This is a genomic window from Pseudomonas sp. PS02303, from assembly GCF_029959925.1.
Taxonomy (GTDB): domain Bacteria; phylum Pseudomonadota; class Gammaproteobacteria; order Pseudomonadales; family Pseudomonadaceae; genus Aquipseudomonas; species Aquipseudomonas mandelii.
Map to the genome: position 1 here is coordinate 1 of NZ_JASCOM010000146.1, position 14,833 is coordinate 14,833.

The following is a 14,833-nucleotide window of genomic DNA, read 5'->3' on the forward strand; positions in this document are numbered from 1 at the left end:
CTCCTACAGGTTTTGTGTCGTGCGCACATTTTGTGAACAACACAAAACCTGTAGGAGCGAGGCTTGCCCGCGAAGAGGCCATCAGCAACACCAAAAATCCCAATGACCCTCGCCCGACCACCGGCCGGCGCATCTCCATCCTCCCCAATTGACGATCAATACATAAAAGTCCAGTATGGAATTATAAGTACAAAAAAGGCGTTTCCCCGTTTCCAGCTCTTTCTTCTGTCTTGCCAAACCAACAACAACCCGCGAGAGAACGAACATGAAGAAATTCCCCCTCATCACCGGTCTGGCGTTGAGCCTGTTCGCGTGCAGCACGCTGTTCGCCGCTGAAAAAACCCTGCGCATCGGCATCGAAGCCGCTTATCCGCCCTTCGCGTCGAAAACCGACAAGGGCGAGATCGTCGGTTTCGACTACGACATCGGCAATGCCCTGTGTGCGCAAATGAAGGTCAAGTGCGTGTGGGTCGAAGGCGAGTTCGACGGTCTGATTCCTTCCCTGAAAGTGAAGAAAATCGACATGGCGCTGTCGTCTATGACCATCAACGAAGACCGCAAGAAGTCGGTGGATTTCTCCCACAAGTACTACTTCACTTCATCGCGTCTGGTGATGAAGGAAGGCGCGTCCGTGGATGACCAATACGCCAGCCTCAAGGGCAAGACCGTTGGTGTGCAGCGTGCCACCACCACCGACCGTTACGCCACCGAGGTGTTTGAACCGAAGGGCATCAACGTCAAGCGCTACGGCAACAACGAAGAAATCTACATGGACCTGGCAGCCGGTCGCCTCGACGCCATTTTTGCCGACACCATCCCGTTGAGTGACTTCCTGGCGATGCCGCGTGGCAAGGGCTATGCCTTTGTCGGGCCGGAGTTGAAGGATCCGAAGTACGTGGGCGAGGGTGCCGGGATTGCGGTGCGCAAGGGCAACACCGAGCTGGTGAGCCAGTTGAATTCTGCCATTGATGGCATTCGTGCGAGTGGCGAGTATCAGAAGATTTCCGAGAAGTACTTCAAGGCTGACATTTACGGCGATTGACCAACCGCATCGCAGGAACGCCGCCGGGCGGCGTTCCTGCGATGGCGTCAGATCAGGCAACAAACACCTCAGGGCTCAGCCCTTCAATTCCTTCAAATGCTTGTAAACAGTCGCCCGCCCCATGTTCAGCACATTGGCCACATAGTTCGAAGCGCTTTTGCCCTTGAAGGCCCCTTCGGCGTGCAACGCCAGCACCAGTTCACGTTTGTGGTCGCGCGTCAGCAGGTTCAGGCTCAGCTGACGTTCGCGCAGCCAGGCGTGCAGGAAGGTATTGATGCGCTCCTGCCAGTCATCACGAAACAGAGAGTCCGGCTGCGGAATCAGTTTGCTTGGTGACAGGAACAGGTCGAGCGCGGCCTTGGCATTTTCGAACAGCGAGATGTTCAGGTTGATGCACAGCACCGCCAGCGGGTGACCGTCGCTGTCGCGCAAGACACTGCTCAGGCTGCGAATCTTCTGGCCATCCCAATTGAGCTTTTCGTAGGGCCCGATGTTTCGTTCGCTGACATCGTCGCTGAGCATGTCCTCCAGTGCCGCGTCATCGCCCACTTCCCGCTTGGACAGATTGTTGGCGATGTAATCGATTTTTTGCGTGCGCAGATCGTGCAGCACCACCTCGGCATGAGGGAAGAACAACGTAGCGATCGCATCGGCGATCGCCCGGTAGTTGTCCATGGCCGGGTCTTTTTCAGGTGCGTTCATACGGTGGAACTCCAGGCAGCGTCAGCGCCCTGCAAAAAGGGCGCTGGAAGTTTGCCGCAATCGGGTCGACACGTCACCTGAGGACGAAAATCAACCCAGGCGGGCAGGGGAGAGCATCTCGGCGTCCAGGCCGAAACGGCTGAGCTGTTCGGGCAAGGCTTCACCGCGTACCAGCGCTGCGCTGGCCTGGCCCATGGCAGGTGATGTCTGGATGCCGTAGCCGCCTTGCGCCGCGACCCAGAACAGCCCTGGCACATGTTGATCGAAGCCGCAGATCAGGTCTCCGTCCGTTACGAAGCTGCGCAGACCGGCCCAGGTGCGGGTCGGACGGCGGATGGTCAGGGTGGTGGCTTCTTCGATCTGGTAGATGCCCATCGCGATGTCCAGCTCTTCGGGCTGCACGTCGTGCGGCTCCACCGGGTCGGCGTTGGCTGGCGAGCCGAGGAACATTCCGGCGTCGGGTTTCATGTAGAACGATTCGTCGAGGCTGACCAGCATCGGCCAATGGTGGATGTCCACGCCCTCGGGGCCGGCGAAGATGAACGCCGCGCGCCGCTTCGGTTGCAGGCCCAACGACTTGGCGCCAGCCAGCTCGCCGATCTTGTCGGCCCACGCGCCTGCCGCGTTGATGATGATCGGTGCGCTGAAAGTCTGGTTGTTGGTTTGAACCTGCCACATGCCTTCTGCATTGCGGGTCAGGCTCAGCACTTCGCTGTCGGTGTGGACTTCGCCTTTATTGCGACGGATACCGCGCAAGTAACCCTGATGCAGGGCATCGGTGTCGATGTCGCTGGCAGTCGGGTCGTAGATCGCACCATGGACTTTTTCACGGCGCAGTATCGGCAGGCGCGCGCAGGCTTCGTCGGCACTGAGCAGTTGCATTTCCGCCACCGTGGCCTTGGCGCTCAGGTATTGATTGTTCAGCTCGGCCGGGTCGCCGGTGAAGTCCACGGTCATCTCGCCACGCGGGGTCAGCAGCGGGTGTTCGCAGAAACCGACTGGCGGGGCGTCGAAGAATTCGCGGCTGGCTTGGGTCAGCGCGCGAACCTGCGGTGTGCCATACGCGGCGGTGTAGAGCGCAGCGGAGCGTCCGGTGGAGTGATAAGCCGGATGGGATTCTCGTTCGAGCACAATCACCCGAGCGTGCTGCGACAGCCAGAAACCGGTGGAAGCGCCGGCAATCCCGCCGCCGATGATGATGAAATCTGCCTGGCTCATGAACGTCTCCTGTCGAGCGCAAATGCCGAAATTGTGGAAGTCCCCTGTGGGAGCGAGCTTGCTCGCGATAGCGTTGGGTCAGTCGATACCAATGTTGACTGATTAACCGCTATCGCGAGCAGGCTCGCTCCCACAGAGGATTGTGGTGTCAGGGTTGTAGGCGGTAGATGGCATTGGCCAGTGCGATGTCTTCCAGGCCCAGGCCGATCGAACGAAAGAACACATGACGGTCGTAGTCGGGACGCGGGACCTTTTCGCTGAGCAAATCAGGCAGGTCGCCGACAATCAAGCACTTGTCCCAGCCATGTTGTTCCCCCGCAATCAGCATTTCGCCCGCCGAGCCCGGGGTAGTCAGACGATAGTCGCAGAACACCTGCATGTCATTGAGGCTCTGCGGCGGGACTTCATGGGCGCGCGGGGCGTTGGTGCTGATGGAGGTGATCAGCGCCGGTTTGCTCAGGTTCGAGGGATCGATCACCGGGCCGGCGGACGAGGTGCACAGCATGATCACGTCGGCATCTTCAATCGCCGCTTCGCGACTGTCGGCGATGGTCAGGCGTGGATCGAGGCGTTTCAGCTGTGCCAGCGTTTCAGGGTTCTTATCGCTCAGGCTCGGGGAATAGAGGCTGATGCTTTGCCAGTCACGCAGATCTTTAACGTAATGCAGATGCGCCTGAGCCACCTTGCCGCTGCCGATAATCGCCAGGCGCTGCACCTTCAGCGGAGCGAGGGCATCGACGGCGACGGCGGTGGTCGCGGCCGTGCGTGCGGTGGTCAGTTCGCCGGCATCGCACAGCAGTAACGGTTGGCCGGTCTGCATCGACATCAACAATGTCCAGGCCGTCACCAGCGGACCTTGTTCGCGCACGATGTACGGCGAAGTCTTGACCCCGTAGACGCCATCTTCAGCCAGCACGCCCAGATAGTTGATGAAGTCGCCGGCACCCTGAGGGAACTCCACCAGCTGCTGCGCCGGTTGCACCGCTTGCCCGGCCGCCAGGTCGCGAAACAGCTTGCGCAGGATCTGCGGCACGTCGACCTGCGCCAGCAGTTCGCGGGCCTGGGGTTGGGTGATCACATAAGGCGTACTGGACATGGTCGGCTCCGGGCGCTGAAAGTAAACTAATTTGTCCATTATGGACTTTTAGTTGTATCGAGCAACATCGGGACGAAAAAAAAGCGCAGTCCGTTTCCGGCTGCGCCTCTTTCAGTAAGGGTCCGAGTTATGGACGCTTACGCTCAATCGCCCGCAGTAGATGCGTCGGCGGTGTTTCACAGCTGATTTTCCGACCCAGCAATGCCTCGATGGACGGTAGCTGGTAGGAGTCATCTTCACCGGCGAAGCTGATGGACACACCCTCTGCGCCAGCACGACCGGTACGGCCGATGCGGTGCACGTAGTCATCCGGGACTTCCGGCAGGGTGAAGTTGATCACGTGGCTGATGCCGTCGATGTGGATGCCGCGACCGGCCACATCAGTGGCGACCAGCACGCGGATCTTGCCTTCGCGGAAACCTTCCAGGGTCTTGATGCGCTTGTGCTGCGGCACGTCACCGGACAGTTGCGCGGCGTTGACGCCGTCACGCACCAGGCGCTCTTCAATGCGCCGCACTTCATCCTTGCGGTTGGCAAACACCATCACCCGCTCCCAGCCGTTGTCGTTGACCAGGTTGTAGAGCAGTTTGTATTTGTCGGCACCGGCGACGGCGTAGATGTGTTGTTCGACGTTTTCGCTGGCCACGTTCTGCGATTCGATCTCGACGATCGACGGGTCGGTGGTCCATTGCTTGGCGAGATTCATCACGTCTTCGGTGAAGGTTGCGGAGAACAGCAGCGTCTGACGTTCGTTCTTCGGCGGCGTCTGGCGAATGATCTGGCGCACTTGCGGGATGAAACCCATATCGAGCATGCGGTCGGCTTCGTCCAGCACCATGACTTCGACCATGTCCAGATGCACGTCACCGCGCTGGTTGAAGTCGAGCAGGCGGCCCGGGGTGGCCACGAGGATGTCGCAGTGACGGGCTTCGAGGTGCTTGAGCTGCTTGTCGAAGTCCATGCCGCCGACAAACGTCATGACGTTGAGGCCGGTGTACTTGGTCAGGTCGGCGGCGTCCTTGGCGATCTGCACCACCAGCTCGCGGGTCGGCGCGATGATCAGCGCCCGCGGTTCACCCATGTAGCGTTCCTTGGGTGGCGGGGTTTCCAGCAGTTGCGTGATGATCGAAATCAGGAACGCGGCGGTTTTGCCGGTGCCGGTCTGGGCGCGACCGATGGCGTCTTTGCCCGCGAGGGTGAAGCCCAGCACTTGCGCCTGGATCGGCGTGCAGTACGGGAAGCCCAGGTCTTGGATGGCGTGCATCAATTCCGGGGCGAGTTTGAAATCGTGGAAACGGGTTTTGCCTTCCTGGGGTTCAACGGCGAAGTCTTCGAGTTTCCAGGGAATGACCGGCGCTTTCGGTTTCGGTTCGCGACGCGGTTTTGCCGGTTTCGGCGATTCGCTGCGCGGTGGCTCGGCGGCGACAATCTCGACAGGTGGGGCGGCCGGTGTGGTCACAGGCTCGTGTTTCGGTGCCGCTACGGTTGCGGTCCGGCCAGGCTGATTACCGTCGGTGCGGTGGCTGGGGATATGAGACGGAGCGCTGGGAACTGGCGCGAGCTGCTCAGTCTCGCTTTTACCGAACATTTTCTTGAGTGCTTTGAGCACGGTCATCTCATCAATTGGTTAAGGAATATACGCCGGCCAGTGTAATGCAAGAATCGGGCGCGGCGTAGTGGGATGGATCAATGGGTAGCTTTTAGCGTAAACGCTCGGCCAGCCAGACGCCGATGTCGCGAATTTCTTCGGGTAACACTTCGTGGCCCATTGGGTATTCCTGCCATGTCACGGTGACACCATGCTGCTTTAAAAACTCGTAGGCGGTGCGGCCCATCGAGTTTTGAACGACGTCATCGTACTGGCCATGCAACGACAGCACGGGAATACGTTGCTGGCTGGCCGAAAGCTCCATTTCATCGCTGAAGGTCGGTGCGTAAGTCGAGAGGGCAAGTACGCCACCCAGCGGCCCCTGCCACTTCAGGAAAGCGGTGTGCAAGACCACGGCGCCACCCTGGGAAAAACCTGCCAGAAAGATACGCGATGCTTCTATTCCGCTGGCGCGCTGCTCTTCAATCAAATCAAAGACTCGCTGCGCCGACGTTTCCAGCTGCTCACGACTGATCGCGCGCGCCGGGCTCATGGCCAATATGTCGTACCAGCTCGGCATCTCGTAACCGCCGTTGATGGTCACGGCGCGGGTCGGTGCCTGGGGCAGAACGAAGCGGGTGGTCAGCAGGGTTTCCTGCAAGGCTTCGGCAACCGGCAGAAAGTCGTAGCGGTCGGCGCCCAGGCCGTGCAGCCATATAACGCAGGCGTCTGCGGGCTTTACGGGTTGAAGAATCAAGGGCTCGGTCATGGCTGCTCCAATTTTGTGCGTGCGCTCTCATTAAGTGCGAGATGTGAGTGCGCGTCGGGTTGATCCGTTAAGAAGATGTCGCAAGGTTACAAGTTTTGCTATTGACCTGTCCCTTAACCGCATCGGCAAGCGGTCTGGTACGGGCTTTGCTATGTGAAAGCGGTGCAACCCATCTCGCGCCTTGCGGTAACACTATCAGTGTACTGCTGGCAGCGGGATAGCAAAGAATCCGGTGATGGATGTTCGCCAGTGGCCGCTACGGGCTTCGCGAACGTGAAAGGGCTACAGCCCGTTCGGCCGATTGGTGAGAAGTGAGTTGTCCATGATGTGGATTTTCTCTTACTAGACTCATAGCTAAGGTCTTTACGTCGGTTGACCCCAAAAAAAGCCAACACGGGTCGACTACGCCTCATAAGGGTGCGACTGGACTCACGCTCCGACACAACAAGAGCAAAACTGGAGGTTTGAATGAAGATGTTGAAATCCACCCTGGCCATCGTGACTGCAGCTGCAGTGCTCGGTGTCAGCGGGTTCGCTCAGGCGGGTGCAACCCTGGATGCAGTGCAGAAGAAAGGTTTCGTACAGTGCGGTGTCAGTGACGGTCTGCCGGGTTTCTCGGTTCCGGACTCCACTGGCAAGATCATCGGTATCGATGCTGACTTCTGCCGCGCTGTGGCCGCTGCCGTTTTCGGCGATGCGACCAAGGTCAAGTTCAGCCAGTTGAACGCCAAAGAGCGCTTCACCGCGCTGCAGTCCGGCGAAATTGACATTCTGTCGCGCAACACCACCATGACCAGCTCCCGTGACGCGGGCATGGGCCTGAAGTTCCCAGGCTTCATCACCTACTACGACGGCATTGGCTTCCTGGTAAATAGCAAGCTGGGCGTCAAGAGTGCCAAAGAGCTCGACGGTGCGACCATCTGCATCCAGGCCGGTACCACCACTGAGCTGAACGTTTCCGACTACTTCCGCGGCAACGGTCTGAAATACACCCCGATCACCTTCGACACCTCCGATGAAAGCGCCAAGTCGCTGGAATCCGGTCGTTGCGACGTACTGACCTCCGACAAGTCCCAACTGTTCGCTCAGCGCAGCAAGCTGGCTTCGCCGAAGGACTACGTGGTTCTGCCGGAAACCATTTCCAAGGAACCGCTGGGCCCGGTCGTGCGTAACGGCGACGACGAGTGGCTGGCCATTGTTCGCTGGGTAGGCTACGCCATGCTCAACGCTGAAGAGGCTGGTGTCACTTCGAAGAACGTCGAAGCCGAAGCCAAGTCCACCAAGAATCCGGACGTCGCACGTATGCTGGGTACCGACGGTGAATACGGCAAAGACTTGAAAGTGAAGAAGGACTGGGTCGTCCAGATCGTCAAGCAAGTGGGCAACTATGGCGAAGTGTTCGAGAAAAACCTCGGCAAAGGCACTCCGCTGGAAATCGACCGCGGGCTGAACGCCTTGTGGAACGCTGGCGGCATTCAATACGCACCACCAGTGCGCTGATGGTTCTATCACCCGGTGGGCCAACCACCGGGTGATGTTCTGTTCCATTACATCCGGGGCACTTCATGCAAAATTCAATCGGCGCACCAAAGCAGAGGCTCAGCCTCAGCGATCCCAAAGTGCGTGCGTGGCTATTTCAGATCATCACCATTGTGGCGGTGGTCTCCATGGGCTGGTATCTGTTCGATAACACCCAGACCAACTTGCAACACCGGGGCATTACTTCCGGCTTCAGCTTTCTGGAGCGCAGTGCCGGTTTCGGCATCGCTCAAACCCTGATCGACTACACCGAATCGGACAGCTATGCCCGAGTGTTTGTCATCGGCCTGCTCAATACGCTGCTAGTGACCTTCATCGGGGTCATCCTGGCGACGCTCCTCGGTTTCATCGTCGGCGTTTCACGCCTGTCGAAGAACTGGATCATTGCCAAGCTGGCGACTGTTTATGTGGAAGTCTTCCGCAACATTCCGCCGCTGCTGCAAATCCTGTTCTGGTACTTCGCGGTGTTCCTGACCATGCCAGGGCCACGCAACAGCCATAACTTCGGCGACACCTTCTTCGTCAGCAGCCGCGGCCTGAACATGCCGGCCGCGTTGACGGCTGATGGTTTCTGGCCGTTTGTGGTCAGCATCGTCGTGGCCATTGTCGCCATCGTGCTGATGAGCCGCTGGGCGACCAAACGCTTCGAAGCGACCGGCGTACCGTTCCATAAATTCTGGGTCGGCCTGGCGCTGTTCCTGGTGATCCCGGCGCTGTGCGCATTGATCTTCGGCGCGCCAGTGCACTGGGAAATGCCGAAGCTGCAAGGTTTCAACTTCGTTGGTGGCTGGGTGCTGATCCCGGAACTGCTGGCGCTGACCCTGGCCCTGACCGTGTACACCGCGGCGTTCATCGCCGAGATCGTGCGTTCGGGTATCAAGTCGGTCAGCCACGGCCAGACCGAAGCGGCGCACTCGTTGGGCCTGCGCAACGGTCCGACCCTGCGCAAGGTGATCATCCCGCAAGCCATGCGCGTGATCATTCCACCGCTGACCAGCCAATACCTGAACCTGGCGAAGAACTCCTCGCTGGCGGCCGGTATCGGTTATCCGGAAATGGTGTCCTTGTTTGCCGGTACGGTGCTGAACCAGACCGGGCAGGCGATCGAGGTGATTGCCATCACCATGAGCGTGTACCTGGCGATCAGTATCAGCATTTCCCTGCTGATGAACTGGTACAACAAGCGCATTGCGCTGATCGAGCGGTAAGGAAAAGCGCATGAGTACTCATACTTTCAAACCCGACATGCCACCACCGAGCAAAGTCTTCGGGCCGATGGCGTGGATGCGCGCGAACATGTTCTCCAGCTGGCTGAACACCGCGCTGACCCTGTTCGCGTTCTACCTGATTTACCTGGTGGTGCCGCCGATCCTGCATTGGGCGATCCTGGACGCCAACTGGGTCGGCACGTCCCAGGCCGACTGCACCAAGGAAGGCGCCTGCTGGGTGTTCATCCAGCAGCGCTTCGGCCAGTTCATGTACGGCTATTACCCGCCGGTACTGCGTTGGCGCGTAGACCTGACCGTGTGGCTGGCAGTCATCGGCGTGGCACCGTTGTTCATCTCGCGCTTCCCGCGTAAAGCGGTATACGGCCTGAGCTTCCTGGTGCTGTACCCGATCATTGCCTGGTGCCTGTTGCATGGCGGCGTTTTCGGCCTGACCCAGGTGGCGACCAGCCAATGGGGCGGCCTGATGCTGACCCTGGTGATCGCCACCGTCGGTATTGCCGGTGCGTTGCCGCTGGGGATCGTGCTGGCGCTGGGCCGTCGTTCGAACATGCCGGCGATTCGAGTGGTCTGCGTGACCTTCATCGAATTCTGGCGCGGCGTGCCGTTGATTACGGTGCTGTTCATGTCCTCGGTGATGCTGCCGTTGTTCCTGCCTGAAGGCATGAACTTCGACAAACTGCTGCGGGCGCTGATCGGCGTGATCCTGTTCCAGTCGGCCTATGTTGCCGAAGTGGTGCGTGGCGGTCTGCAAGCGATTCCCAAAGGTCAGTACGAAGCAGCCGCAGCGATGGGCCTCGGTTACTGGCGCAGCATGGGGCTGGTGATTCTGCCGCAAGCCCTGAAGTTGGTGATTCCTGGCATCGTCAACACCTTCATTGCGCTGTTCAAGGACACCAGCCTGGTGATCATCATCGGCCTGTTCGACCTGCTCAACAGCGTCAAACAAGCTGCCGCCGACCCGAAATGGTTGGGCATGGCCACCGAAGGCTATGTGTTCGCGGCCCTGGTGTTCTGGATTTTCTGTTTCGGTATGTCGCGCTATTCCATGCATCTGGAACGCAAGCTCGACACTGGCCACAAGCGTTAGGAGTTCTGTAATGAGCGAAGCAATCAAAAAGCCTGTGAGCCCTGAAGGCATTATTCAGATGCAGGGCGTGAACAAGTGGTACGGCCAGTTCCACGTGCTGAAAGATATCAACCTGAACGTCAAGCAGGGCGAGCGAATCGTCCTGTGCGGCCCGTCGGGTTCCGGCAAGTCGACCACCATCCGCTGCCTCAACCGTCTGGAAGAACACCAGCAGGGGCGCATCGTGGTCGATGGCGTGGAATTGACCAACGACCTCAAGCAGATCGAAACGGTCCGTCGTGAAGTCGGCATGGTGTTCCAGCACTTCAACCTGTTCCCGCACCTGACCATCCTGCAGAACTGCACGCTGGCACCGATGTGGGTGCGCAAGATGCCCAAGCGCCAGGCCGAAGAAATCGCCATGCATTACCTGGAGCGCGTCCGCATTCCGGAACAGGCGCATAAATTCCCGGGACAACTGTCCGGTGGTCAGCAGCAGCGTGTGGCGATTGCCCGTGCTTTGTGCATGAAACCGAAAATCATGCTGTTCGACGAACCGACTTCGGCACTCGACCCGGAAATGGTGAAAGAGGTACTCGACACCATGATCGGCCTCGCCGAAGACGGCATGACCATGCTCTGCGTGACCCACGAAATGGGCTTCGCCCGTACCGTGGCCAATCGTGTGATCTTCATGGACAAGGGTGAAATCGTCGAGCAGGCTGCGCCGAACGACTTCTTCGACAACCCGCAGAACGATCGGACGAAGATGTTCCTGAGCCAGATCCTGCATTGATCGGCACTTGGCAGTGAAATAAACCCGGACAGTGTTCCGGGTTTATTTTTGTCTGCGGTTTGCAGTCAGGATGCGAGCGCGGAGGGGGGTGATCGATCGAGGTCCACCAATAAACGTTGCAAGTCTGCACCCTCTTGAAGTATTTGCACGTCGCCCAGTAATTCTGGATGCCGATCAAGCAAAGGGTAATTCTTACTAATCGAAAATCCCGCTTCCTCTCCTGCCCTTTGAACTTAGGCGGTTGCCGTCCTGCGCGTAGCTGACTAACATGTCAGGAAATTCATCCTATGATTGGATGAAAGGGCGAATCCTATGTCAGACATTTCTCCACTCGTTAAGCGATCCCTGGTCGAACAGGCCCTGGATCAACTGCGCCAACGCATCAACGCTGGTGCCTGGCAGGTCGGCCAGCGTTTACCCACAGAGCCAGAGCTGTCCGCCGAGTTGGGCATCAGCCGCAACACCGTGCGTGAAGCCATGCGTGTATTGGCGTTTTCCGGTTTGATCGAAATCCGTCAGGGCGACGGTAGCTATTTGCGGGCGGTGATCGATCCACTGGACACCATGAAAGCCTTGTCGCGCTGCTCCCATGAACAGGCCCGCGAGACCCGGCACATCCTTGAAGTCGAAGCCATCGGTCTCGCTGCTCTGCGCCGAACGGATGAGGATCTGGTGGCCTTGCGCGAAGCATTGGGTGTCAGCGGCAGCCACTATCACGGCGATCTCGACAGCTACATCGCCTGCGATCTGGTGTTCCACCGCCGTCTGGTGGACGCCGCGCACAACCCGACCCTCAGCGAGCTGTATCGCTATTTCTCCAGCATCGTCGGCGCGCATTTGCGCCAGACCCTGAACATCACCCCGCGACGCCAAGAGGTGTTCGACCTGCATATCGAACTGCTTGATGCCGTCGAGCAACGCGACCCGGAACGGGCCAAAGCCCTGTCTAGGCAGTTGATCAATGAACCTTGAAACCGAGAACTCCATGTCGAGCCGTAAGAGCAACATCACTCAACCCAAGCGCACGGCAGAACTCGAAGAGCTGCTGATCGACGCCGAGGCCGATGACGAAGAGGTCCAGCAGCGTCATCCCGTCCTGCGTCGCCCATGGCTGTTGCTGCTGGGGCTGATCCTGGTGGCGCTGAACCTGCGTCCGGCGTTGTCGAGTATGGCGCCGATGCTCAGCGAAGTGTCGAAGACCCTCGGCCTGTCGGCGGCCCAGGCCGGGTTGCTGACGACGTTGCCGGTGCTCTGTCTCGGCTTGTTTGCTCCGCTGGCGCCCTTGCTGGCGCGACGTTTTGGCGCCGAGCGCGTGGTGTTGGGCATTCTGTTGATGCTGGCCGGCGGAATCATCCTGCGCAGTTCATTCGGTGAGATCGGCCTGTTCGCCGGCAGCGTGCTGGGCGGCGCGAGCATTGGTGTGATTGGCGTTTTGTTACCGGGCATCGTCAAGCGCGACTTCCCGAAACAGGCCGGCACCATGACCGGCGTGTACACCATGGCCCTGTGTCTGGGCGCGGCGATGGCGGCGGGGGCGACCGTGCCGCTGAGCGAGCATTTCGATAACAGCTGGGCCTTGGGCCTCGGTTTCTGGGTCGTGCCTGCGCTGGTCGCGGCGGTTTTCTGGTTGCCGCAAGTGGGGCAGAAACACGGCGCACATAACGTCGCGTATCGGGTTCGCGGCCTGTTGCGTGATCCGCTGGCCTGGCAAGTCACGTTGTATATGGGCCTGCAATCATCCCTGGCGTACATCGTCTTTGGCTGGTTGCCCTCGATCCTGATCGGTCGCGGCCTGACCCCGACCCAGGCCGGTCTGGTGCTCTCGGGTTCGGTGATCGTCCAGTTGGCCAGTTCTCTGGCGGCGCCCTGGCTGGCGACGCGCGGCAAGGATCAGCGGCTGGCGATTGTGGTGGTCATGCTGCTGACCCTCGGCGGCCTGTTCGGCTGTCTCTATGCACCGATCGAAGGCCTGTGGGGCTGGGCGATCCTGCTCGGCCTGGGGCAGGGCGGTGCATTCAGTCTCGCATTGACCCTGATCGTGCTGCGCTCGCGTGATGCCCATGTGGCGGCCAACCTGTCGAGCATGGCCCAGGGCTTCGGTTACACCCTGGCGTCGATGGGGCCGTTCGCGGTCGGGATCGTGCACGACTGGACGGGCGGCTGGACCGCGTTGGGCTGGATCTTTGGCGTGATCGGCCTCGGCGCCATCGTTGCCGGCCTCGGCGCCGGGCGTTCGTTGCACGTTCAGGTGGTCAGCGAAAAGGTCTGAACTACAGGTAAACAACGTCCAGGGTCGCCGAGCCGTCGAGTTGCACTTCGGCACTCAGGTCCAGTTCGGAGGTGGGCGCGATGACCGTTTCGACCGTCACCCGGCTGGTCAGGTTGCGGATGGCTATCGGGCCGGCGCTGCTGCCTGCGCTGTCGGTAAAGCCGAGATAGCTTCGGGAGCCCATCGGGATGGGCTGGCTGTTCGACGGGCTCCAGGCTTTGCCCCCCGTGGTCGAGTCGGTTCGATAGACCTGCGTCAGGTCGTCCACCACCGTGCTGGCAGGATCGAAGTTCAGCGAATACAAGCCGATTTTATTGTGGCTGTGGTCGTGGTTCAGGCCGTAGTAAATCTCGCTGTTGACGATGGCCGAGCCGTCGCGGTTGTCGCGCATCAGCAGAGCAAAACGCGTGAGCGCATTGCACTGAATGTTGAGGTCGAGTGTCTGGTCGCGCAGTCGAGTGCGTTTGTCGACGTTCAGGTCTTGCCGGGAGATTTTTCCGTAATCGACGAGGCCGCTGTTGGACAGCATCGGGGTGCAGGCAAGTGGGGTGATGAGGCCTGTGACCCTCAGGTCTGTCGATGAGGTGGCCAAGGTGAGCGGCGACGTCAGGACGAAGATCGCCATCGTCAGCGCGTGTGGAGTCTTTTTCATGGGACAGGTTTCGCTGTGTGTGGTGAGCGGAATCAGTCCTTGCCCGAAGCAGGACCTCGGGCAAGATGCACGGCTTACAGGTACTTCATTTCAAATGTGGCTGAACCGTCGATAGTGACATCGTCGGTTAAGGTGAGGCTATCGGCGCGGGCAATGAAGGTGTAGATCATCAGTTCCATCGTGAGGTCTTTCACGGAGATTGGCGTGAGAGTGCCGACAGCGCTTACCGATGTGAGGTTATCCTTCAGGATCTGATAGATGCGCGTCCAACTCGCACCGTTATCAGTTGATCTGATCGAGTGCACAGGTTGTCCGTCCGCAAGCGCGCTTTGGATCGATGGCGTGAAATAACCTATTTTTTCGTTATTGCTGGTCAGGCCCAATCCGAAATACAGGTTGGACGATGATGTTCCTGCTTTGTTATCAATACCGTTAAGTGCAAATGGCGTTGACGCGTCACACGCGACCGTCAGCTGTATCGGATGACTGCCTACTATCGTGTCACTTGTCAGGTTGAGGTCTTTTGCCTGCACCTGGCCGACGTCGACCGTTCCTCCATCGGACAACGAAGGAGTGCACGCTCTCGGCGTGATGAGACCTGTGACAGTCAGGTCAATGCTCGAAGCCGCCACTGCATAAGGCGCAACGCCAATCAGTGCGGTGGCGGAGAGTGCTGCAAAGTACTTTTTGATCATTATTTGCTCACTTCTAGGGTTGTGTCCTGACTGCCCCGGGCCGCTCAAGTGCGCCCCGAAACCAGCAGGATCGGGCTGGGTGTTACAGGTAAATAATCTCGATCGTCCCCGCGCCCTCGCGCGCGCTGGGGCGGCGCCGGGGCCGGGGGGGGGGGGGGGGGCGTACGGCGGG

Annotated in this window: 14 protein-coding genes; 7 read left to right on the forward strand and 7 right to left on the reverse strand. The window is 59.4% G+C overall.

Annotation, left to right across the window (positions count from 1 at the left end; all coding sequences use genetic code 11):
- Positions 1 to 265 precede the first annotated feature (265 nt).
- Complete coding sequence (locus QMX98_RS24085) at positions 266 to 1,042, forward strand: ABC transporter substrate-binding protein (RefSeq protein ID WP_282411476.1); 777 nt, start codon at positions 266 to 268, stop codon at positions 1,040 to 1,042.
- Positions 1,043 to 1,117: 75 nt separating this feature from the next.
- Here QMX98_RS24085 and QMX98_RS24090 read toward each other — a convergent pair whose 3' ends face one another.
- The 5 genes from QMX98_RS24090 to QMX98_RS24110 all read right to left on the reverse strand — a co-directional run bounded on the left by QMX98_RS24090 (position 1,118) and on the right by QMX98_RS24110 (position 6,415).
- On the reverse strand, positions 1,118 to 1,744 hold the full coding sequence (locus QMX98_RS24090; RefSeq protein ID WP_010463098.1) for a transcriptional regulator: 627 nt from the start codon (positions 1,742 to 1,744) through the stop codon (positions 1,118 to 1,120).
- Between the two features lie 90 nt (positions 1,745 to 1,834).
- Complete coding sequence (locus QMX98_RS24095) at positions 1,835 to 2,962, reverse strand: FAD-binding oxidoreductase (RefSeq protein WP_154911848.1); 1,128 nt, start codon at positions 2,960 to 2,962, stop codon at positions 1,835 to 1,837.
- A 148-nt stretch (positions 2,963 to 3,110) separates the two neighbouring features.
- The gene (locus QMX98_RS24100) at positions 3,111 to 4,058 is read right to left on the reverse strand and encodes an ornithine cyclodeaminase family protein (RefSeq protein ID WP_282411477.1); all 948 of its coding nucleotides are present in this window, start codon (positions 4,056 to 4,058) and stop codon (positions 3,111 to 3,113) included.
- A gap of 127 nt (positions 4,059 to 4,185) precedes the next feature.
- Positions 4,186 to 5,673, reverse strand: a complete 1,488-nt coding sequence (gene rhlB, locus QMX98_RS24105) for an ATP-dependent RNA helicase RhlB (protein WP_282411478.1) — start codon at positions 5,671 to 5,673, stop codon at positions 4,186 to 4,188.
- Positions 5,674 to 5,758: 85 nt separating this feature from the next.
- Positions 5,759 to 6,415 carry an alpha/beta fold hydrolase gene (locus tag QMX98_RS24110; protein WP_282411479.1) on the reverse strand — a complete coding sequence of 219 codons (657 nt, stop codon included), beginning with the start codon at positions 6,413 to 6,415 and terminating at the stop codon, positions 5,759 to 5,761.
- A gap of 468 nt (positions 6,416 to 6,883) precedes the next feature.
- On the opposite strand from QMX98_RS24110, the gene QMX98_RS24115 reads away from it, so the two are divergent.
- The 6 genes from QMX98_RS24115 to QMX98_RS24140 all read left to right on the forward strand — a co-directional run bounded on the left by QMX98_RS24115 (position 6,884) and on the right by QMX98_RS24140 (position 13,314).
- Entirely contained in the window at positions 6,884 to 7,915 is a 1,032-nt protein-coding gene (locus QMX98_RS24115; RefSeq protein WP_010463093.1) for an amino acid ABC transporter substrate-binding protein, read from the forward strand.
- Between the two features lie 65 nt (positions 7,916 to 7,980).
- Entirely contained in the window at positions 7,981 to 9,162 is a 1,182-nt protein-coding gene (locus QMX98_RS24120) for an amino acid ABC transporter permease (protein ID WP_010463092.1), read from the forward strand.
- Between the two features lie 10 nt (positions 9,163 to 9,172).
- Positions 9,173 to 10,270, forward strand: coding sequence for an amino acid ABC transporter permease (locus tag QMX98_RS24125; protein ID WP_083374957.1), 1,098 nt, complete (start codon positions 9,173 to 9,175; stop codon positions 10,268 to 10,270).
- A gap of 10 nt (positions 10,271 to 10,280) precedes the next feature.
- The gene (locus QMX98_RS24130; RefSeq protein WP_010463090.1) at positions 10,281 to 11,045 is read left to right on the forward strand and encodes an amino acid ABC transporter ATP-binding protein; all 765 of its coding nucleotides are present in this window, start codon (positions 10,281 to 10,283) and stop codon (positions 11,043 to 11,045) included.
- Positions 11,046 to 11,357: 312 nt separating this feature from the next.
- On the forward strand, positions 11,358 to 12,017 hold the full coding sequence (locus tag QMX98_RS24135) for a FadR/GntR family transcriptional regulator (protein WP_282411480.1): 660 nt from the start codon (positions 11,358 to 11,360) through the stop codon (positions 12,015 to 12,017).
- Positions 12,007 to 13,314 (forward strand): CynX/NimT family MFS transporter, encoded by a 1,308-nt coding sequence (locus QMX98_RS24140; RefSeq protein ID WP_282411481.1) that lies wholly within the window; start codon positions 12,007 to 12,009, stop codon positions 13,312 to 13,314. Before QMX98_RS24135 ends, QMX98_RS24140 begins: the two co-directional genes overlap by 11 nt.
- A gap of 1 nt (position 13,315) precedes the next feature.
- Here the strand turns inward: QMX98_RS24140 and QMX98_RS24145 are convergent, their stop codons facing one another.
- Both QMX98_RS24145 and QMX98_RS24150 read right to left on the reverse strand, forming a co-directional pair.
- Complete coding sequence (locus tag QMX98_RS24145) at positions 13,316 to 13,939, reverse strand: DUF1120 domain-containing protein (protein WP_229801827.1); 624 nt, start codon at positions 13,937 to 13,939, stop codon at positions 13,316 to 13,318.
- A gap of 101 nt (positions 13,940 to 14,040) precedes the next feature.
- On the reverse strand, positions 14,041 to 14,661 hold the full coding sequence (locus QMX98_RS24150) for a DUF1120 domain-containing protein (RefSeq protein WP_010463086.1): 621 nt from the start codon (positions 14,659 to 14,661) through the stop codon (positions 14,041 to 14,043).
- Positions 14,662 to 14,833 lie beyond the last annotated feature (172 nt).